This window comes from Serratia myotis (assembly GCF_027474885.1).
Lineage (GTDB): Bacteria > Pseudomonadota > Gammaproteobacteria > Enterobacterales > Enterobacteriaceae > Serratia > Serratia proteamaculans.
The window spans coordinates 3,998,222-4,016,747 of record NZ_CP099707.1 but is presented as its reverse complement, the minus strand read 5'-3'; the positions used below and the strand labels follow the sequence as shown (position 1 = coordinate 4,016,747).

General features: G+C 57.1%; 19 protein-coding genes. 11 read left to right on the top strand and 8 right to left on the bottom strand.

All coding sequences use genetic code 11. The features are described from left to right. Positions 1–6: 6 nt before the first annotated feature. From NHG65_RS19010 to amiA, 3 genes are all read right to left on the bottom strand, one after another. Positions 7–462, bottom strand: coding sequence for a YaiI/YqxD family protein (locus NHG65_RS19010; protein ID WP_099063701.1), 456 nt, complete (start codon positions 460–462; stop codon positions 7–9). After that, entirely contained in the window at positions 462–1,382 is a 921-nt protein-coding gene (gene hemF / locus NHG65_RS19005) for an oxygen-dependent coproporphyrinogen oxidase (RefSeq protein WP_099063630.1), read from the bottom strand. Before hemF ends, NHG65_RS19010 begins: the two co-directional genes overlap by 1 nt. Positions 1,383–1,451: 69 nt before the next feature. Next, complete coding sequence (amiA, locus tag NHG65_RS19000; protein WP_085118040.1) at positions 1,452–2,351, bottom strand: N-acetylmuramoyl-L-alanine amidase AmiA; 900 nt, start codon at positions 2,349–2,351, stop codon at positions 1,452–1,454. Between the two features lie 205 nt (positions 2,352–2,556). On the opposite strand from amiA, the gene NHG65_RS18995 reads away from it, so the two are divergent. After that, positions 2,557–2,982 (top strand): GNAT family acetyltransferase, encoded by a 426-nt coding sequence (locus NHG65_RS18995; RefSeq protein ID WP_129936646.1) that lies wholly within the window; start codon positions 2,557–2,559, stop codon positions 2,980–2,982. Between the two features lie 43 nt (positions 2,983–3,025). Here NHG65_RS18995 and NHG65_RS18990 read toward each other — a convergent pair whose 3' ends face one another. Next, the gene (locus tag NHG65_RS18990; protein ID WP_012146173.1) at positions 3,026–3,424 is read right to left on the bottom strand and encodes a YgiW/YdeI family stress tolerance OB fold protein; all 399 of its coding nucleotides are present in this window, start codon (positions 3,422–3,424) and stop codon (positions 3,026–3,028) included. Between the two features lie 174 nt (positions 3,425–3,598). Here NHG65_RS18990 and NHG65_RS18985 point away from each other — a divergent pair, with 174 nt between their 5' ends. The 8 genes from NHG65_RS18985 (at position 3,599) to cysM (ending at position 10,817) form a co-directional block, all read left to right on the top strand. Next, positions 3,599–4,063 (top strand): DUF2919 domain-containing protein, encoded by a 465-nt coding sequence (locus tag NHG65_RS18985; RefSeq protein WP_261416858.1) that lies wholly within the window; start codon positions 3,599–3,601, stop codon positions 4,061–4,063. 129 nt (positions 4,064–4,192) lie between these two features. After that, positions 4,193–4,777, top strand: coding sequence for an RpoE-regulated lipoprotein (locus NHG65_RS18980; RefSeq protein WP_099063633.1), 585 nt, complete (start codon positions 4,193–4,195; stop codon positions 4,775–4,777). A 167-nt stretch (positions 4,778–4,944) separates the two neighbouring features. Continuing rightward, positions 4,945–5,844, top strand: a complete 900-nt coding sequence (locus tag NHG65_RS18975; protein WP_099063634.1) for a Dyp-type peroxidase — start codon at positions 4,945–4,947, stop codon at positions 5,842–5,844. Between the two features lie 200 nt (positions 5,845–6,044). Then, on the top strand, positions 6,045–7,067 hold the full coding sequence (locus NHG65_RS18970) for a sulfate ABC transporter substrate-binding protein (RefSeq protein ID WP_085118030.1): 1,023 nt from the start codon (positions 6,045–6,047) through the stop codon (positions 7,065–7,067). Beyond that, on the top strand, positions 7,067–7,900 hold the full coding sequence (gene cysT, locus NHG65_RS18965) for a sulfate/thiosulfate ABC transporter permease CysT (RefSeq protein WP_499182544.1): 834 nt from the start codon (positions 7,067–7,069) through the stop codon (positions 7,898–7,900). The genes NHG65_RS18970 and cysT overlap by 1 nt, the downstream gene beginning before the upstream one ends. Continuing rightward, positions 7,900–8,775, top strand: a complete 876-nt coding sequence (cysW, locus tag NHG65_RS18960) for a sulfate/thiosulfate ABC transporter permease CysW (protein WP_085118026.1) — start codon at positions 7,900–7,902, stop codon at positions 8,773–8,775. Before cysT ends, cysW begins: the two co-directional genes overlap by 1 nt. Further along, positions 8,765–9,853: a sulfate/thiosulfate ABC transporter ATP-binding protein CysA gene (gene cysA, locus NHG65_RS18955; RefSeq protein ID WP_099063635.1), complete on the top strand. Its 1,089-nt coding sequence runs from the start codon at positions 8,765–8,767 to the stop codon at positions 9,851–9,853. Before cysW ends, cysA begins: the two co-directional genes overlap by 11 nt. 82 nt (positions 9,854–9,935) lie before the next feature. Further along, positions 9,936–10,817: a cysteine synthase CysM gene (cysM, locus tag NHG65_RS18950; protein ID WP_099063636.1), complete on the top strand. Its 882-nt coding sequence runs from the start codon at positions 9,936–9,938 to the stop codon at positions 10,815–10,817. Positions 10,818–10,820: 3 nt separating this feature from the next. Here cysM and NHG65_RS18945 read toward each other — a convergent pair whose 3' ends face one another. Both NHG65_RS18945 and NHG65_RS18940 read right to left on the bottom strand, forming a co-directional pair. Then, complete coding sequence (locus NHG65_RS18945; protein ID WP_198404439.1) at positions 10,821–12,770, bottom strand: MacB family efflux pump subunit; 1,950 nt, start codon at positions 12,768–12,770, stop codon at positions 10,821–10,823. A gap of 2 nt (positions 12,771–12,772) precedes the next feature. After that, positions 12,773–13,966, bottom strand: coding sequence for an efflux RND transporter periplasmic adaptor subunit (locus NHG65_RS18940; protein ID WP_099063637.1), 1,194 nt, complete (start codon positions 13,964–13,966; stop codon positions 12,773–12,775). Between the two features lie 175 nt (positions 13,967–14,141). Between NHG65_RS18940 and NHG65_RS18935 the strand changes: the two genes are divergently transcribed. Together NHG65_RS18935 and NHG65_RS18930 are read left to right on the top strand one after the other, a co-directional pair. After that, positions 14,142–14,822 carry a response regulator transcription factor gene (locus NHG65_RS18935; protein ID WP_012146164.1) on the top strand — a complete coding sequence of 227 codons (681 nt, stop codon included), beginning with the start codon at positions 14,142–14,144 and terminating at the stop codon, positions 14,820–14,822. 5 nt (positions 14,823–14,827) lie between these two features. Then, positions 14,828–16,156 (top strand): ATP-binding protein, encoded by a 1,329-nt coding sequence (locus NHG65_RS18930; RefSeq protein ID WP_099063703.1) that lies wholly within the window; start codon positions 14,828–14,830, stop codon positions 16,154–16,156. Positions 16,157–16,232: 76 nt separating this feature from the next. Here the strand turns inward: NHG65_RS18930 and crr are convergent, their stop codons facing one another. Together crr and ptsI are read right to left on the bottom strand one after the other, a co-directional pair. Next, complete coding sequence (gene crr / locus NHG65_RS18925; RefSeq protein ID WP_085118019.1) at positions 16,233–16,742, bottom strand: PTS glucose transporter subunit IIA; 510 nt, start codon at positions 16,740–16,742, stop codon at positions 16,233–16,235. Between the two features lie 49 nt (positions 16,743–16,791). After that, positions 16,792–18,519, bottom strand: coding sequence for a phosphoenolpyruvate-protein phosphotransferase PtsI (gene ptsI, locus NHG65_RS18920; protein WP_099063638.1), 1,728 nt, complete (start codon positions 18,517–18,519; stop codon positions 16,792–16,794). Positions 18,520–18,526 lie beyond the last annotated feature (7 nt).

Here is an 18,526-nt window from a genome sequence, read left to right as displayed (position 1 = left end):
GCGCAGTTACTGCGCCCGTTTGGCCTGTTGCAGCCACTTGTCCAACTCGTTGGCGAACTGCTGACGGTCGCGCTGGTTCAGCGTATTCGGCCCGCCGGTCTGGATGCCGCTGGAGCGCAAAGTGTCCATAAAGTCGCGCATGTTCAGGCGTTCACGAATGGTGTCCGGGGTGTAGCGTTCACCGCGCGGATTTAGCGCCACCGCCCCTTTCTCTATCACCTCTGCTGCCAGCGGAATATCGGCGGTGATCACCAGATCGCCTTTCTCACAGCGGCGTACGATTTCGTTATCCGCCACGTCAAAGCCGGCCGGCACCTGCAGGGTGTGGATGTGTTTTGACGGCGGCGTTCTCAGTGGCTGGTTCGCGACCAGTGTCACCGACATCGCAGTACGTTCTGCCGCCCGGAACAGCACTTCCTTGATTACGTTCGGACAGGCGTCTGCATCAACCCAAATCTGCATCATTCTGGCTCCTTCAGCCAATCGCGCACCGGCAGGAAATCACGGTACAACGCCGCTTCCGGGCTGTCTTCTGCCGGTTGATAGTTGTATTCCCAGCGTACCAGCGGCGGCATCGACATCAGGATGGATTCGGTACGGCCACCGGTTTGCAGGCCAAACAGCGTGCCCCGATCCCAGACCAAATTGAATTCCACATAGCGGCCACGGCGATACAGTTGGAACTGGCGCTCGTGATCGCCCCAGCTCAGCGCCTTGCGTTTCTCTACGATTGGCAGATAGGCCTCGAGGAAGCCTTCGCCCACCGCCTGGGTAAACGCGAAGCAGGTGGCGAAGTCCGGGGTGTTCAGATCGTCAAAGAACAGGCCGCCGATGCCGCGTGCCTCGTTGCGGTGCTTGATAAAGAAATAGTCGTCGCACCACTTTTTGTATTTGGGATAGACCTGTTCACCGAAGGGCGCACACAGCTGTTCGGCGGTGCGGTGCCAGTGAACGGCGTCTTCTTCGAAGCCATAGAACGGCGTCAGGTCAAAACCGCCGCCAAACCACCACACCGGCTCTTCACCCGGCTTTTCCGCAATGAAAAAGCGCACGTTGGCGTGGCTGGTGGGAATGTAGGGGCTGCGCGGATGGATCACCAGCGAAACGCCCATCGCCTGGAAGCTGCGTCCGGCCAGTTCGGGGCGATGCGCGGTAGCGGAAGCGGGCAGGGTGGCACCGGAGACGTGTGAAAAATTGACGCCCGCCTGTTCGAACACCGCACCGTCGGTCAACACCCGGCTGCGGCCACCGCCGCCTTCTTCACGCGTCCAGCGGTCTTCGTTGAAAACGGCGCCGCCGTCGGCCTGGGCCAACTGGCTGCAGATGCGGTCCTGCAGCGTCAGCAGGAAGGATTTTACTTCTGCGATGGTCGATAAACTCATACGGGAAAATTCACAGCGTCTGACTGAACAAGCCGCAGAGTATACCTTTATTCATCGCGGCTGGCAGTATCAGCCGGGTTTTCGTTGGTGGGTATCGTAATAGCTGAAGAAGCTGATCACCCCGTCGGCAATGGCGCGGGCGATTTTTTCACGGAATGCGGTGGTGCCCAGCAGGCGCTCTTCGGCCGGGTTGGTAATGAACGAGGTTTCGACCAGCACCGATGGGATCGACGGGGATTTCAGCACCGCGAATGCCGCCTGTTCCGTGCTGTTGCTGTGCAGGTGGTGCACCGGACGGATCTGGCCAAGCACATGGCGGCCGAGCGTCAGGCTATTGTTGATGGTGTCAGTCTGCACCAGATCGAACAGCACCTGTTGCAAATAGTTGTCCTGGTTTTTGTATTTGCCGCCGGCCACGTCATCAGCCGCATTCTCACGGTTCGACAGGTAGCGCGCCATGGCGCTGCTGGCGCCGCGGTTGGATAGGGCGAACACCGAAGCGCCAGAGGCTTCCGGGCTGGTAAAGCCGTCGGCATGAATCGAGATAAACAGATCGGCCTGGTGCTGGTGGGCAATCTCCACCCGCTGGAACAAGGGAATAAACTCGTCTTCTTCCCGCGTCAGGCGAACTTCGACATGTTCCTGTTCGTGCAGGATGCGGCGGACGTGGTTGGCGATCTCCAGCACCACGTGCTTCTCCTGTGAGCCTTCACTGCCGACTGCGCCGGAGTCGATACCGCCATGACCGGGATCGATCATCACCAGCCTTTTGCTGCCGGAGGGTTTAGGCGCTGGTTTAGCGGTCGGTTTGGGATGTTGATTGCGCAGCATGCCGCCAGACTCGGCTTCGGCAGTGTGGCTTTTGCTGCCAAGTAACACCAATGCCAGACCGGAGAGCAGTAATTGACGTCGCGTGGGGGAAACAGAAAGCGGCTTAAAATTGAGGAATTGTTTAACCTGCTTTTTCATAACGCTACGCTCCATCGACAAATTCTATTTTGCGATGTTATATCGTATTGATAATCATTAATCGACCTGATAACTATGTCCATTTATTACTCGTGTTACCGGTGATTTCTACATAATTGAGGGGGGAAATCGCAGTTTGATATTGCGTAAGTGAATAATCACGCGATAATCAGATAAACATCTTAATTAACAGCGGCGAACATCGATGGAAATTCGCGTATTTCGACAAGACGACTTTGAAGAAATCATTACCCTGTGGGAGCGCTGCGATCTGCTGCGTCCATGGAATGATCCTGAGATGGATATTGAGCGCAAATTGAATCACGATCCGGATCTGTTTCTGGTCGCCGAAGTGGGCGGAGAAGTGGTGGGCTCAGTGATGGGCGGTTACGACGGCCATCGCGGCTCGGCGTATTATCTGGGGGTACACCCGGATTATCGCGGGCGGGGCATCGCCAATGCGTTGATTAGCCGCCTCGAAAAGAAGCTGATTGCGCGCGGTTGCCCGAAAATCCAACTGATGGTGCGGGAAGATAACGATACGGTGATCGAGATGTACGAGAAGCTCGGTTACGAAATCCAGAACGTCACCAGCCTGGGCAAACGACTGATCGAAGATCAGGAATATTGAGTGGTACTTTGGGCGGTGAAGCTTCACCGCCCTTTGCTACCGGTTACGGCAGTTTTTTGATGTTCTTCACATCCACTTCGACACTGCTCCAGTCTTTATCCACTTTCCCTTCCAACTGCACTTTATCTTTCGGGGTGATGGTCTGGCCGTTCCAGCGTTTTCTGTCGATCTCTACCGTCAGGGTGCCGCTGGCATCGCGGAAGGTATAGGTGTCGTCACCGACGCGCTGCTCAATGTTGCCCTGCAGCATCACCCAGGTGTCATCGCTCATCGACTTAACCTTGTCCACGGTGGTGAGTGCGGCGCTGGGGCCGGAGAAGCCGCCTTGCTGGGTGTTTTGCGTTTGCGTCTGCGGTGCTGCAGGATCGAGGAACCCACCTTGCTGTGCCAAAACCGGTGCGCTGCACAGAGCGATTAATGCGGCCAGGGTATATTTTTTCATTTGAAGCTTCCTTATCTCAATCGAGAATCAAAGCCCTGCCAATCAGGACTGCTGGTTTGATGGGGTTAAGTAAAGCATGAAAATCTTAAGGGGTTCTTAAGCATGCGCATTGAAAACCATAAATCGGGCTCCCATTTGAAGGAGTAATCAAATGAAATTGGCAAGGAATCGACGTTGAAGCCACTCTCCCCCCATTTTTCCCCCGACGATTACGATCATCACGGCGCGTTGCGTTTGCCGCTGTGGTTTTGGGGCGTGCTGGTTTTACAGGCCCGCACCTGGATCCTGTTCGTGATGGCCGGTGCCTCACGTCAGCAGGGGGAAGGGCTGCTGCAGCTGTTTTATCCGGATACTCAAAGGTTTTGGTTCGGCATCATATTGGGGCTGCCGGCGGCACTGGCATTTTTGTTAGCCCCGCGCCGTCATCAGTGGCCACGCCTGTGGCGAGCCTGGCGTTGGGTACTCTGCCTCTCGCTACTGGCGGCGCTGGGCGGTTCGCTGTTCAGCCTGTGGCAGCAGGCCGACAATCAGCCGCTGCTGGAGGCTGTTCTGGTGCTGCTTGATGCGTTGGCACTGGCCTGTCTGCTGCTGAGTGAGCGCCTGAAAGCCTGCTTTACCGTGCAGGACGAGGCGGGGTAATTGCCGCTGGCTGCGGCACTTTTCCTATTTTCCGCACTCCAAGCTCGCAACCGATGGCGAAGCGTGTGCAGTTATGAGAGGCTGACACGCAGCAAAACGCCGAGCGCGCTTGATATTAAGGAGTTAGAGATGAATATTCGCCCCCTGCTGTTAGGGCTCCCGCTGTTACTGACCGGCTGTTCGACGATGTCCAACTTCTCCTGGTCGAGCCTGTCACCGCTTAACTGGTTTGGCAGCAGTCTTGAGGTCAGTGCCAAGGGCGTTGGTGAACTCAATGCCGGCACCCCAATGTCGGAAAGCGCCATTAACGACGGGCTGAACGGCGATTACCGCCTGCGCGGCGGCATGGCTACCAGTCAGGGCCAGATTGTTTCTTACTATCAGGCGATGGACGGCAACGACGTGAAGCTGGTGATCACCGGTGAACCCAAGGGCCAAGTGCAGCGTGTGGACGTGATGGACAGCAAGGTCGCTACCGAGTGGGGCAGCAAACTCGGCACGCCGTTCAGCGACCTGTACAGCAAGGCGTTTGGCGCCTGTAAACCGGCCGATGGCGATGATGCCGGCAAGGTAGAGTGCGTGGCGGAGCAGAGCAAGTACGTCACCTACATCTTCAGCGGTAAATGGGCCGGTCCGCAGGACATCATCCCGCCGGATGACACGCTGAAAAGCTGGACGGTCAGCAAGATCATCTGGCACGCCAAACCTCAGTAAAACTTTCTTTTTGGGCGCCCAATCCGCGGCGCCTCCGCTCCCCTCATCATGACGGATATCCTTATTTTCTTTGCGTTCGGGCAAGGCAATTACCCTTGCTTGCGGTATGATGCTGCGCATTCGTAACAGGCCACTGTTACCCGATTCTGCTATTGAGGATAACGACAATGACACAGGTTCAGAGCGGCATTTTGCTGGAACACTGCCGTTTCGCCATTTTTATGGAAGCCACCGTGCAGGGCGAATTCGCCGATTTACGCCAGGGCTGCAAGCAGTTTTGCCAGACCTTGACCGAGCTGCAACAGCAGTTCCCCGATGCGCATTTGGGCGCGGTGATCGCCTTCGGCTACGACGTTTGGCATGACCTGTCCAGCGGTCAGGGTGCCAAAGAGCTGAAGCCATTCACCCCGCTTGGCAAGGGGCTGGCACCGGCCACCCAGCGCGACCTGCTGATCCATATTCAATCCCTGCGTCATGACGTTAACTTCACGCTGGCCCAGGCCGCACTGGCGGCGTTTGGCAACGCCATCAAAATTGAAGAAGAAACCCACGGTTTCCGCTGGGTAGAAGAGCGTGACCTGAGCGGCTTTATCGACGGTACTGAAAACCCGCAGGGCGAGCAACGTCCGGAAGTGGCGGTGATTGCCGAAGGCGAAGAAGATGCCGGCGGCAGCTACGTGCTGGTGCAGCGTTACGAACACAACCTGCGTCAGTGGCAGCGTTTCACCCCCGAGCAGCAAGAGCAGATTATCGGCCGCACCAAGCATGACAGCGAAGAGTTGCCGCCGGAGCAGCGTCCGGATACCTCGCATGTCAGCCGTGTCGATCTGAAAGAAGACGGCAAGGGCCTGAAGATCCTGCGCCAGAGCCTGCCTTACGGTACCGCCAGCGGCAAGCACGGGCTGTATTTCATCGCCTACTGCGCGCGCCTGCATAACATCGAAAAACAGCTGCTGAGCATGTTTGGCGATCTGGACGGCAAACGTGATGCGATGCTGCGTTTCAGCCGTGCAGTGACCGGCAGCTATTACTTTGCGCCATCACTGACGCGCCTGCTGTCGCTTTAACCCCTTCACCGGGGTTGGCCACGCCAGCTCCGGTTTTATATCCCCCTCCGCCATGCCGCTCCGTACCTGCCTTATAGCGTTTGATGCTTGAAAATCACTAAACGGTATATAAAAGCGTTACAGCTCCGCACCTAGTTATAAATACACTGGTCAACATCAGGGCGAAAGCCCGACGGATTGACTCAGTTATAAGGTGCACAATGAAACAAACACGGGTTAAAAATATCGTACTGAAAGGATGGTTGACGGCGGCGCTGTTAGCCAGCGGCACCGTATCGGCAACCGAATTGCTGAACAGCTCCTATGACGTTTCCCGTGAATTGTTTACCGCGCTGAACCCAGGCTTTGAACAGCAATGGAACCAGCAGCATCCGGGCGACAAGCTGACCATCAAGCAGTCCCACGCCGGTTCTTCCAAGCAGGCGTTGGCGATCCTGCAAGGATTACGTGCCGATGTGGTGACCTACAACCAGGTGACCGACGTGCAGATCCTGCACGATCGCGGCCAACTGATCCCGGCCGACTGGCAGACCCGTTTACCGAACAACAGCTCACCTTTCTATTCCACCATGGCTTTCCTGGTACGCAAGGACAATCCAAAAGGCATTCATAGCTGGAACGATTTGGTGCGTGACGACGTGAAGCTGGTATTCCCGAACCCGAAAACCTCCGGTAACGGCCGCTATACCTATCTGGCTGCCTGGGGTGCTGCCAGCCAGGCAGATGGCAACGATCAGACCAAAACTCGCGCCTTTATGACTCGCTTTTTGAAAAACGTCCTGGTGTTTGACACCGGCGGCCGTGGCGCGACCACTACCTTCGTGGAACGGGGTCTGGGCGACGTGCTGATCAGCTTTGAGTCGGAAGTGAACAATATTCGCAAGCAGTATGGCGAGGACAAATACGAAGTGATCGTGCCGCCGGTCGATATTCTGGCGGAGTTCCCGGTGGCCTGGGTAGATAAAAACGTGGCAAGAAACGGCACCGAACAGGCGGCCAAAGACTACCTGAATTATCTCTACAGCCCGGCAGCCCAGCAGGTGATCACCAGCTACTACTATCGCGTTTACGACAAGCAGGCGATGGCAGCGGCCAAGGGCCAGTTCCCGGAGACCAAGCTGTTCCGGGTGGAAGATCAGTTTGGTGGCTGGCCGCAGGTGATGAAAACGCATTTCTCCACCGGTGGTGAGTTGGATCAACTGTTAGCCGCAGGGCGTAAGTAATGTTGACGTTGACCAGCAAGCGGGTTCTGCCTGGGTTCGGCCTCAGTCTGGGGAGCAGCCTGTTTTATACCTGCCTGATCCTGCTGTTGCCACTCAGCGCGCTGGTGATGCAGTTGGCTCAGATGAGCCTGGCGCAGTATTGGGAAGTGATTTCCAACCCGCAGGTGGTGGCGGCCTATAAGGTCACGCTGCTGGCAGCGGGCGTCGCCAGCCTGTTTAACGCAGTGTTCGGCATGTTGATGGCCTGGATCCTCACCCGCTATCGTTTTCCCGGTCGCACGCTGCTGGACGGCCTGATCGATTTGCCGTTCGCGCTGCCGACTGCAGTGGCCGGCCTGACGCTGGCGGGACTGTTTTCCACCACCGGTTGGTATGGTCAGTGGTTGGCGCATTTTGACATCAAGGTAACTTTCACCTGGCTGGGGATTGCGGTGGCGATGGCGTTTACCAGCCTGCCGTTTGTGGTGCGCACCGTACAGCCGGTACTGGAAGAACTGGGGCCGGAATATGAAGAAGCGGCGGAAACCCTGGGCGCAACCCGCTGGCAGAGCTTCCGCCGTGTGGTGATGCCCGAGCTGGCACCGGCGCTGCTGGCCGGTACGGCCATCTCCTTTACCCGCAGCCTGGGCGAGTTTGGTGCGGTGATTTTTATTGCCGGCAACATCGCCTGGGAGACGGAAGTGACCTCGTTGATGATTTTTGTTCGTTTGCAGGAATTTGATTATCCGGCGGCCAGTGCGATTGCCTCGGTGATCCTGGCGGCCTCGCTGCTGTTGCTGTTCAGCATTAACGTTCTGCAGAGCCGCTTTGGCCGACGCATTGGGGGGCACTGATGGCGGATATCTCTGAGTTCAACGGTGTCGAACGCCCACGCGTCAACTGGGGCAAGTGGACGCTGATCGGTATCGGCGTACTGTTTTCGGTACTGCTGCTGGTGGTGCCGATCATTTCGATTTTCGCCGAGGCCTTTTCCAAGGGTGTTGGCGCGATGTGGGGCAACCTGATCGATCGCGACATGTTGCACGCCATCTGGCTGACGGTACTGATCGCTTTAATTACCGTGCCGTTCAACCTGGTTTTCGGCACCTTGCTGGCCTGGTTGGTGACGCGTTTCACCTTCCCCGGTCGCCAGCTGCTGCTGACGCTGATCGACATCCCGTTCGCCGTTTCACCGGTGGTAGCGGGGCTGATTTACCTGTTGTTTTACGGCAGCAATGGCCTGCTGGGCGGTTGGCTGGATGCGCATAATATCCAGGTGATGTTCTCCTGGCCGGGCATGGTACTGGTGACCATTTTCGTGACCTGTCCGTTCGTGGTGCGTGAGCTGGTGCCGATGATGCTCAGCCAGGGCAGCCAGGAAGACGAAGCCGCCATTTTGTTGGGCGCTTCCGGCTGGCAGATGTTCCGCCGGGTGACGTTGCCAAACATTCGCTGGGCGCTGCTGTACGGCGTGGTACTGACCAACGCGCGCGCCATCGGTGAATTCGGCGCGGTCTCGGTAGTGTCCGGTTCTATTCGCGGTGAGACCTTCAGCCTGCCGCTGCAGGTTGAGTTATTGCAACAGGACTACAACACGGTCGGTTCCTTTACCGCCGCCGGTTTGCTGACCCTGATGGCAATAGTGACCCTATTTTTGAAGAGTGGCCTGCAATGGCGTCTGGAACGTCAGAATGCACGTCTCGAGCGGGAGGAAAATCATGAGCATTGAGATTAACGGTATCAACAAGTTTTTCGGTCGTACCAAGGTATTGAACGATATCTCGCTCGATATTGCCTCCGGTGAGATGGTGGCGCTGCTGGGGCCTTCCGGCTCCGGTAAAACCACGTTGCTGCGCATTATCGCCGGGCTGGAAAGCCAGAGCGGCGGCAAGCTGGGCTTCCACGGCACCGACGTCAGCCATGTGCATGCCCGCGATCGTCGGGTGGGCTTCGTGTTCCAGCATTACGCGCTGTTCCGCCATATGACGGTGTTCGACAACATCGCCTTCGGCCTGAGCGTACTGCCGCGTCGTGAGCGTCCGAATGCCGCGGCGATCAAACAAAAAGTGACCCAGTTATTGGAAATGGTGCAGTTGAGCCACCTGGCTAGCCGCTACCCGTCACAGCTTTCCGGTGGCCAGAAGCAGCGCGTTGCCCTGGCACGTGCGCTGGCGGTCGAACCGCAAATCCTGCTGCTGGACGAACCCTTCGGTGCGCTGGATGCACAGGTGCGTAAAGAACTGCGTCGCTGGTTGCGCCAACTGCATGAAGAGCTGAAATTCACCAGCGTATTCGTCACCCACGATCAGGAAGAGGCGATGGAAGTGGCCGATCGTATCGTGGTGATGAGCCAGGGTAATATTGAACAGGTCGGTTCGCCGGAAGAGATTGTGCGTGAACCAGCCAGCCGCTTCGTGCTGGAATTTATGGGCGAAGTGAACCGCCTGAGCGGCGAGATCCGCGGTTCGCAGCTGTTCGTCGGTGCGCACCAGTGGCCGCTGTCGTTCCAGCCGATGCATCAGGGCAGCGTGGATTTGTTCCTGCGGCCCTGGGAAATGGAAGTCGGCACCGAAAGCAGCGACCGCTGCCCGCTGCCGGTTCAGGTGCTGGAAGTCAGCCCACGCGGCCATTTCTGGCAGATGACCGTACAGCCCATCGGCTGGCATCAGGAACCGATCAGCGTAGTGCTGCCGGATGGCAACGAACCCCCGGTACGCGGCGGCCGTTACTACGTTGGCAGCCTGAATGCGCGTCTGTATGCCGGTGACCAACTGCTACAACCTGTTGCGTTAGCTAAAAGCGCCTGATAGTTTTTAGCCCCCAACTTCATTTTAAAGGCAACCCTGGGGTTGCCTTTTTACATTACGTACTTCAACACAGGCCAAGATCGTGACAACGCTTGAACAATGCATCGGTAATACCCCGCTGGTAAAATTACAACGTCTGGCCGCAGGACTGGGCAGCGAGGTTTGGCTCAAACTGGAAGGCAATAACCCGGCGGGTTCGGTGAAGGATCGCGCCGCGCTGGCGATGATCCAGCAGGCGGAGTTGCGCGGTGAGATAAAGCCCGGCGATCGGTTGATCGAAGCCACCAGTGGTAACACCGGTATTGCGCTGGCGATGATCGCGGCGCTGAAAGGCTATTCGATGACCCTGCTGATGCCGGAAAACATGAGCCTGGAACGCCAGGCGGCGATGCGCGCCTATGGCGCAGAGCTGATCCTGGTCAGCCGGGAAGTGGGGATGGAAGGCGCGCGCGATCTGGCGCTGGAAATGCAGAATCAGGGGCAGGGCAAGGTGCTGGATCAGTTCAATAATCTGGACAACCCTTACGCCCACTTCACCACCACCGGTCCGGAAATCTGGCAGCAGAGCCATCAACGGGTGACCCATTTCGTTTCCAGCATGGGCACTACTGGCACCATTACCGGCGTGGGCGGCTACCTGAAAAGCCAAAATCCTCAGGTGCAGATTATCGGCCTGCAACCAGCAGAAGGCAGTAATATTCCCGGCATTCGCCGCTGGGCACCGGCCTACCTGCCGGGCATCTTCCGTCCGGAACTGGTGGATCAGGTGCTGGACATCGAGCAAACCGACGCCGAACAGACCATGCGCCAGTTGGCACAGCGCGAAGGCATTTTCTGTGGCGTCAGCTCCGGCGGTGCGGTAGCCGGTGCGCTAAAGATTGCGGCAGCCAATCCGGGCAGCGTGATAGTGGCGATCATCTGCGATCGCGGCGATCGTTATCTCTCCACCGGCGTTTTTGCCTGACAGTTATTCCCTTTCCAACGCATGTATCGGATCCATCCCGGCGGCGCGTTTCGCCGGGAAGAAGCCAAAAATCACCCCAATCAACGTCGAACAGATAAAAGCGGCGACGATGGATCCGGTGGAATAAACCATCTTGAAGTTGTCGCTGAATTGGCTGAACACCACGCCGATCGCCAGTGACAACAAGACCCCCAGCGCGCCGCCCAGCAGGCACACCAGCACCGCCTCAATCAAGAACTGTTGCATGATGTCGCTGGCGCGGGCACCCACCGCCATGCGGACGCCAATTTCACGCGTGCGCTCGGTGACCGACACCAGCATGATATTCATCACCCCAATACCGCCGACCACCAGCGAAATCAGCGCGATCATCGACACCAGCAAGGTCAGGGTAGCGGTGGTCTGTTCAATGGTCTGGCGGATGCTGTCGGTGTTCATCACAAAGAAGTCTTTGCCGCCGTGGCGCTGGCTCAGCAGGCGAGTGACACCGTCTTCGGCGCTGGTGAGATCGATATCGTCGTTAACCCGCACGGTAATGCTTTTCAGGTAGCTCTGGCCCAGCATGCGTTTCATGGCAGTGGTGTAGGGGATCCAGACGTTGAGGTTTTCATCGCTGCCGAAGCCGCTCTGTTTTTTGGCGGCGACGCCGATAATGCGGCACGGCAACGAACCGAGCAGGATCACTTCACCCAGCGGATTGGCGCCGTGGGGAAACAGTTTGTCGCGGGTATTTTCGTCGATCACCGCTTCCTGCATCAGATGATCGACGCTCTGGCGGTTAAACGCCATGCCGCTGTCAATGTGATAGCCGCGCACCAGAAAATACTGTTCGCCAACGCCGTTGACCGTGCCGCTGACCGACTGATTGCCATAGCGAAAAGTGGTGCTGCTGGAAACGGTCGGCGTCACGCTGTGCACGTAGTTCTGCTGCGCCAGCGCGTCGGCATCGGTGGCGCGCAGCGTTTGCACTGCGGCTGAACGCATATCACCGAAATCCTTGCCTGGATAGACCTCCAGCGTGCTGGTCCCCATGGCATTAATGTTCGCCAGCACCTGCTGTTGGGAGCCTTTGCCCAGCGCCACCACCGACACCACCGAGGCGATGCCGATAATAATGCCAAGCATGGTCAGCAGGGTGCGCAGACGTTGGGAAGCCATCGCCAGCAGCGCCATTTTGAACGCCTCACGCAGACGGTCGCGTTGTGATTGCCAACGACTGCTGGTGCTAGTTGGCCTCTTTGGCAGGCGTGCGACGGTCTGGGCGCTTTTCTGTCGGTCGGCGATGATTTCGCCGTCGCTAAGCTCGATGATGCGTTGGGCATGTTCCGCGACTTGCATGTCGTGGGTGACGATCACCACCGTGTGACCACGGGCGTGCAGGTCTTTCAGGATGCCGATCACCTCCTGACCACTGTGGCTGTCCAGCGCACCGGTCGGTTCGTCCGCCAGGATCACTTCGCCACCGTTCATCAATGCACGGGCGATGCTGACCCGTTGCTGCTGGCCGCCGGAGAGCTGGCTGGGACGGTAATCCAGCCGTTGTGCCAAACCAAGCCGCTGCAACAAATCGGCGGCGCGCTGTCGGCGAGCACTACGCTGATGGCCCGCATACACCGCCGGGACTTCCACGTTGCCCTGTGCGCTAAGATCGCCCAGCAGATGGTAGCGCTGGAAGATAAAACCAAAGTGTTCGCGGCGCAGTTCGGCCAGGCTATCGCGATCCAGCCGCCCGGTACTGCGACCCGCCACCTGATAGTCGCCCTCACTGGGATGGTCAAGGCAGCCGAGAATGTTCATCAGCGTCGATTTACCGGAGCCGGAAGCTCCCACTATCGCCACCATTTCGCCCTGGCCAATGGTGAGGTTGATATTGTTCAGCACCGTCACGGTTTGCTCACCGGCCTGAAAATGGCGGCTGATGCCATGCAGTTGCAGCAGAGGCTGTTGGCTCATGATTACATCCCCATCGGCGGCGGGCCCATACGGCGGGTGCTGCTTTTAGTCGTGGCATTGACCTGGCTGACAATCACCTGCTCGCCGGCCAACACGCCGCTGATTATCTGCGCATCAACGTTGTTATTGATGCCGACCTTGACCGGGCGGCGGGCGATATTGCCTTGTTTATCCACCACCTGTACCCAGTTGCCCTGCAATGCGGTGGCGGGGATCACCACCGCGTCTGCGGCCTTGGCCAGCACGATATACACCTGTGCGGTCATGGAGATGCGTAGCGCGCCGTCCAGGTTGGCTACGTCAAACAGGCCGTTGTAGTAAATCGCAGTGCTGGTGCTGGAAGTGCTGCTGGAACTGCTGGTGCTGGACGAGGTGGTGTCGTCATTGATGGAGTCCGGTGCCGGCTCTATCGCCCGCAGGGTGGTGCGGTAGCGCTTGCCCGGCTCGCCGAGAATGGTGAAATAGACCGGCATGCCGGTTTTCACCTTCACCACGTCGGCTTCGGAGATTTGCGCTTTGATGGTCATGGTCGCCAGTTGAGCGACTTTGACGATGGTCGGTGCGCTCTGTACCGCGTTCACCGTCTGGCCTTCCTCCACCGGCAGGGCGACGATGGTGCCGTCGATCGGCGAGGTGATTTTGGTGTAACCGAGGTTGACCTGGGCGGTATTGACCGCGATCTGCGCCTGAACCGTCTGCGCGTCCAGCGCATTGATGTCAGCGCGGGTCGCAATCAGCGTGGCCTGGGCGTTGTCCAAATCTGCCCGCACACCAACGCCGCGCGCCACTATGGCCTGCTGACGCTGATAAGCGAGCTGATTGTTATGCAGTGCCGCCATCTTGGAAGCGCGCTGGGCCTGAACGTTTTTCAATGCCGCTTCTGCGTCCCTCAGGGCGTTCTGCTGCGTTAAGTCGTCAATCTCGGCTACCCGTTGCCCCTTATGTACTTTATCGCCCAGCGTCACGTACAGGGCCTTTATCTGGCCGGAGACCTGGGCACCGACGCTGACCTGCTTTTGCGCCTCGATGGTGCCATCGGCCAACACCGTTTGTTCCAGCTCGCGCGTTTGCGCCACCGTAGTGATATAACGGGGAGTTTCTTCGCCGCCTTGCGACCTGAAGTAGAGAAATAAGGCGATAGCAGCCACAATAACGGTGGGCAGCAGATAGCGTTTTGAGCGTTGAAACGATGGCATGACGATGGGATTCCCTGGCATAAAAGCGCGGCAAAAATCTGTTGGCACTAATTTAACGCGCCGTCGCTCAGGCTGCGGTTAAGTGGCGTTCAGGAATATGTAAGGATTGAGTAAAACCGGCTGCGAAGCAGACAAATAGGCGTGAAAATGGCGAAAATCCGCGAAGGAGCAAGGCATGAAAATTTTATTGGTCGATGATGACCTCGAACTCGGCACCATGCTGAGTGAGTACCTGACCGGCGAAGGCTTTAACGCCACGCTGGTGCTAACCGGCAAAGCAGGGGTAGAAGGCGCGCTGTCAGGCGATTACACCGCGATGATCCTCGACATTATGCTGCCGGACATGAGCGGCATCGACGTATTGCGTGACGTGCGTAAAAAGAGCCGTATGCCGATCATCATGCTGACGGCCAAAGGCGATAACATCGATCGGGTGATTGGCCTGGAAATGGGGGCCGACGACTATATGCCCAAGCCGTGCTATCCCCGTGAGCTGGTAGCGCGCCTGCGTGCGGTACTGCGCCGTTTTGACGAGCGTCCGGATGAAGTGGACGACGAGATTGCGATTAATTTTGGTGAGCTGACCCTTAACCCTTCGACCCGCAGCAGTGAATGGCGCGGCAAGGCGTTCGATCTGACCGCTTCCGAGTTCAACCTGCTGGAGCTGTTGCTGCGTGCGCCCGAGCGTGTGGTGTCAAAAGATGAGCTGTCAGAGAAAGGGTTAGGCCGCCCGCGCGAAGCCTATGACCGCAGCGTTGATGTGCATATCAGCAACATTCGCCAGAAGCTGGGGGCGCTGACGGACAACGCGCTCAGCATTGAGACGGTGCGCAGCATCGGCTATCGCATCCGATAATGCCCATGCGCGGAAGATTATTCTGGAAAATCCTGCTCGGCTTCTGGCTGACTTTTATCATCATGACCCAGGCGCTGTGGGTCGCTTTTTCTTTGTATGGCGATCGCTACGAACCGCCGGAAAATGCCATGGCCCGGCGGGTGATCACACTGCAATTGACGTCGGCCGCCACCCAACTGCGCAGCGGTGGCATGCCTGCGCTGAATGCGATGCTGAAAGACTGGTCAGATGATGACCGACGTTTGCTGTCTGTGACCCCCATGGCACAGCCACCGGCACCGGTACCAGAACCCGAGGAGCCGGTGTTTGAAGGCCGCCGGATGCCGAAAGCGATCACCGCCTGGGTAGAAGGTGAGGGCGGTAACGGCTATTGGCTGAGTTACGACATGCGTGGCCTGCGGGAAGAGTATCGCCCCAACAAGCGTTCGCATTTCTTCAATATTCCCGCGCCGATGCTTTGGGTCGGGGGGCTGGCGGGGCTGTTGTTCAGTGCGATGCTGGCCTGGAACCTGACCCGGCCGATGCGCAAGCTGCGTGACGGTTTTGATCGCGTGGCGCAGGGGGACTTGTCGGTACGTTTGTTCCCGGCGATGCGCCGACGGCATGATGAACTTTCTGAGGTCGCGCGTGACTTTGACAGCATGGCCGAACGGCTGGAACTGTTGGTCAGCGCCCGCGAGCAGTTGCTGCACGATGTTTCGCACGAGCTGCGTTCGCCGCTGGCCCGTTTGCAATTAGCGATTGGCCTGGCGCGGCAGAATGAGGGCAACGTAGAGAACTCGCTGCAGCGCATTGAGCATGAAGCAGGGCGGCTGGATAAAATGATTGGCGAACTGCTGGCGCTGTCGCGTGCCGAGAGCAACAGCCTGCCGGATGAAGAGTATTTCGATCTGTACGGGCTGGTGGACGCGGTGGTGAGCGATGCGCGTTATGAAGCCCAGATCCCTGGGGTGGAAATCGTGCTGCAGGCCAGTTCGGACGTGGATTACACCGTCAAGGGCAATGCCGAACTGATGCGACGTGGGGTGGATAACATCGTGCGTAACGCGTTACGGTTTTCCAGCCACGGACAGCGGGTGACGGTGGTGCTGACGCGTATCGAGCAACTGTTCCAGATTGAGGTCAGCGATCAGGGGCCGGGAGTAGAAGAGTCGAAGCTTTCGAGCATCTTTGATCCGTTCGTCAGGGTGAAATCGGCGATGTCGGGCAAGGGCTACGGGCTGGGGCTGGCGATCACCCGCAAGGTGGTACTGGCACATGGCGGCCAGGTTGAAGCGCGTAACGGCGAACAGGAAGGGCTGGTGATTACCCTGCGCATTCCACGCTGGAGTTAATCGCTATCGCGACGTTGCACAAATCACAGACATAAAAAAACGGCGCCGAGGGCGCCGTTCTTGCGTTCATTCGCTATTACTTCTTGATGCGGATGATCGGGGTCTCACCAACGGTCACGGTACCGGACAGTTTGATCAGCTCTTTGATCTCGTCCATGTTGGAGATAACGACCGGCGTCAGGATAGACTTGGCTTTCTCTTCCAGCAGGGCCAGATTGAACTCGATGACCACATCGCCTTTCTTGACACGCTGGCCTTCTTCAGCGATGCGTTTGAAGCCTTCGCCTTTCAGTTCAACGGTGTCGATACCGAAGTGGACAAACAGCTCGATGCCGCTGTCGGATTCGATAGAGAAAGCATGGTTGGTTTCAAAAATTTTACCGATAGTGCCGTCAACCGGAGCAACCATTTTGTTGCCCGTTGGTTTGATAGCAATACCGTCGCCAACGATTTTTTCAGCGAATACTACGTCAGGTACATCTTCGATATTAACGATTTCGCCAGAAAGTGGAGCTACGATCTCGATAGTGCCCGTGTCTTTCTTGTCATCAGAAACCAGAGATTTCAATTTATCGAACAAACCCATGATCTTCTCCTAAGCATTAAATTGGGCGGCGTTCCAGTGTCGTGGAAGTTTAGCAGAGCGTCTTTTCTTCGATGAATTTATTCACGCAATTCATCAGATCTTGCGCCGTTGGCTGTGCCAAGGCTTGCGCTGCCAACGCCTTCACATCTTCGAAATTCGTATTACGAATAATTTTCTTGATGCGCGGGATTGAAATCGCACTCATGCTGAACTCATCCAGCCCCATGCCCAATAACAACAGTGTAGCACGCTCATCGCCAGCCAGTTCACCGCACATACCGGTCCACTTGCCTTCTGCGTGAGATGCATCAATAACCTGTTTGATCAGGCCAAGCACTGATGGGGACATCGGGTTATAGAGATGAGAAATCAGCTCGTTGCCGCGATCTACCGCCAGAGTATACTGGGTAAGATCGTTTGTCCCAATACTAAAGAAGTCGACTTCTTTCGCCAGGTGGTGAGCAATCACCGCTGCGGCCGGTGTTTCCACCATCACGCCCACTTCAATTGTTTCGTCAAATGCCTTGGCTTCTTCACGCAGTTGCGCTTTCAGCGTCTCGATTTCACCTTTCAGATCGCGGACTTCTTCCACGGAAATGATCATCGGGAACATGATGCGCAGTTTGCCGAACGCGGAGGCGCGCAGGATGGCACGCAGCTGGGCGTGCAGGATTTCTCTGCGATCCATGGCGATACGGATGGCGCGCCAGCCGAGGAACGGGTTCTCTTCTTTCGGCAGGTTCATGTACGGCAGGTCTTTGTCGCCGCCGATGTCCATGGTGCGGACGATCACCGCCTGTGAGCCTACGGCTTCCGCAACGGCTTTATAGGCCTGGAACTGCTCGTCTTCGGTTGGCAGTGAGTCGCGGTCCATGAACAGGAATTCGGTACGATACAGGCCGACACCTTCAGAACCGTTGCGCTCTGCACCTGCGACGTCGCGCACGGTGCCGATGTTGGCACAGACTTCAACCTGATGACCGTCCAGCGTAATCGCCGGCAGATCTTTCAGCTTGGCCAAATCGTTTTTCTCGGTCAGATATTGGTTCTGTTCGGCTTTCAACTGATCGATAACGTCAGCGGTTGGGTTAACGTAAATTTTATTGTTAACCGCGTCCAGAATCAGGTAGTCGTCGTTCTTCACCTGTTTGGTCACGTCGCTGGTGCCTACGATTGCCGGCAATTCCAGGGAGCGAGCCATGATGGAGGTGTGGGAAGTACGACCGCCGAGATCGGTGATGAAGCCCAGCACTTTGTCCAGGTTCAACTGTGCGGTCTCAGACGGAGTCAGATCGGTAGCTACCAGAATCACTTCGTTCTGGATTGAGCTCAGATCGACGATAGCCAGGCCCAGAATGTTCTGCAGCAGGCGTTTACCGATGTCCCGTACGTCGGCCGCACGTTCTTTCAGGTACTCATCGTCGAGTTCTTCCAGCGCTTTCGCCTGGCCTTCGATGATGGTGTAGGCAGCCGCGTCCGCAGAAGCCAGATCATCTTTGATTAGGGCTATGATTTCCTGCTCAAGCTCTTCGTCTTCCAACAGCATGATATGGCCTTCGAAGATAGCTTCTTTCTCTTCGCCGAAGGTTTCGCCAGCTTTGGTCTTGATTGCTTCCAACTGCACGGATGCCTTGGCGCGGCCATCAAGAAAACGTTGGACTTCCTGCTCTACAGCGTCTGCAGAGATTTTCTTCCGGTTGATGACAATTTCATCTTCTTTCAGTAGGAGAGCCTTACCAAAAGCGATACCCGGTGATACTAAAATGCCTGAAATCATAACCCTA

What these genes read in the sequence shown, in the direction of transcription:
- NHG65_RS19010 (WP_099063701.1), bottom strand. Translation starts at nt 462, where the DNA reads ATGCAGATTTGGGTTGATGCAGACGCCTGTCCGAACGTAATCAAGGAA.
- hemF (WP_099063630.1), bottom strand. Translation starts at nt 1,382, where the DNA reads ATGAGTTTATCGACCATCGCAGAAGTAAAATCCTTCCTGCTGACGCTG.
- amiA (WP_085118040.1), bottom strand. Translation starts at nt 2,351, where the DNA reads ATGAAAAAGCAGGTTAAACAATTCCTCAATTTTAAGCCGCTTTCTGTT.
- NHG65_RS18995 (WP_129936646.1), top strand. Translation starts at nt 2,557, where the DNA reads ATGGAAATTCGCGTATTTCGACAAGACGACTTTGAAGAAATCATTACC.
- NHG65_RS18990 (WP_012146173.1), bottom strand. Translation starts at nt 3,424, where the DNA reads ATGAAAAAATATACCCTGGCCGCATTAATCGCTCTGTGCAGCGCACCG.
- NHG65_RS18980 (WP_099063633.1), top strand. Translation starts at nt 4,193, where the DNA reads ATGAATATTCGCCCCCTGCTGTTAGGGCTCCCGCTGTTACTGACCGGC.
- NHG65_RS18975 (WP_099063634.1), top strand. Translation starts at nt 4,945, where the DNA reads ATGACACAGGTTCAGAGCGGCATTTTGCTGGAACACTGCCGTTTCGCC.
- NHG65_RS18970 (WP_085118030.1), top strand. Translation starts at nt 6,045, where the DNA reads ATGAAACAAACACGGGTTAAAAATATCGTACTGAAAGGATGGTTGACG.
- cysT (WP_499182544.1), top strand. Translation starts at nt 7,067, where the DNA reads ATGTTGACGTTGACCAGCAAGCGGGTTCTGCCTGGGTTCGGCCTCAGT.
- cysW (WP_085118026.1), top strand. Translation starts at nt 7,900, where the DNA reads ATGGCGGATATCTCTGAGTTCAACGGTGTCGAACGCCCACGCGTCAAC.
- cysA (WP_099063635.1), top strand. Translation starts at nt 8,765, where the DNA reads ATGAGCATTGAGATTAACGGTATCAACAAGTTTTTCGGTCGTACCAAG.
- NHG65_RS18945 (WP_198404439.1), bottom strand. Translation starts at nt 12,770, where the DNA reads ATGAGCCAACAGCCTCTGCTGCAACTGCATGGCATCAGCCGCCATTTT.
- NHG65_RS18940 (WP_099063637.1), bottom strand. Translation starts at nt 13,966, where the DNA reads ATGCCATCGTTTCAACGCTCAAAACGCTATCTGCTGCCCACCGTTATT.
- NHG65_RS18935 (WP_012146164.1), top strand. Translation starts at nt 14,142, where the DNA reads ATGAAAATTTTATTGGTCGATGATGACCTCGAACTCGGCACCATGCTG.
- NHG65_RS18930 (WP_099063703.1), top strand. Translation starts at nt 14,828, where the DNA reads ATGCGCGGAAGATTATTCTGGAAAATCCTGCTCGGCTTCTGGCTGACT.
- crr (WP_085118019.1), bottom strand. Translation starts at nt 16,742, where the DNA reads ATGGGTTTGTTCGATAAATTGAAATCTCTGGTTTCTGATGACAAGAAA.
- ptsI (WP_099063638.1), bottom strand. Translation starts at nt 18,519, where the DNA reads ATGATTTCAGGCATTTTAGTATCACCGGGTATCGCTTTTGGTAAGGCT.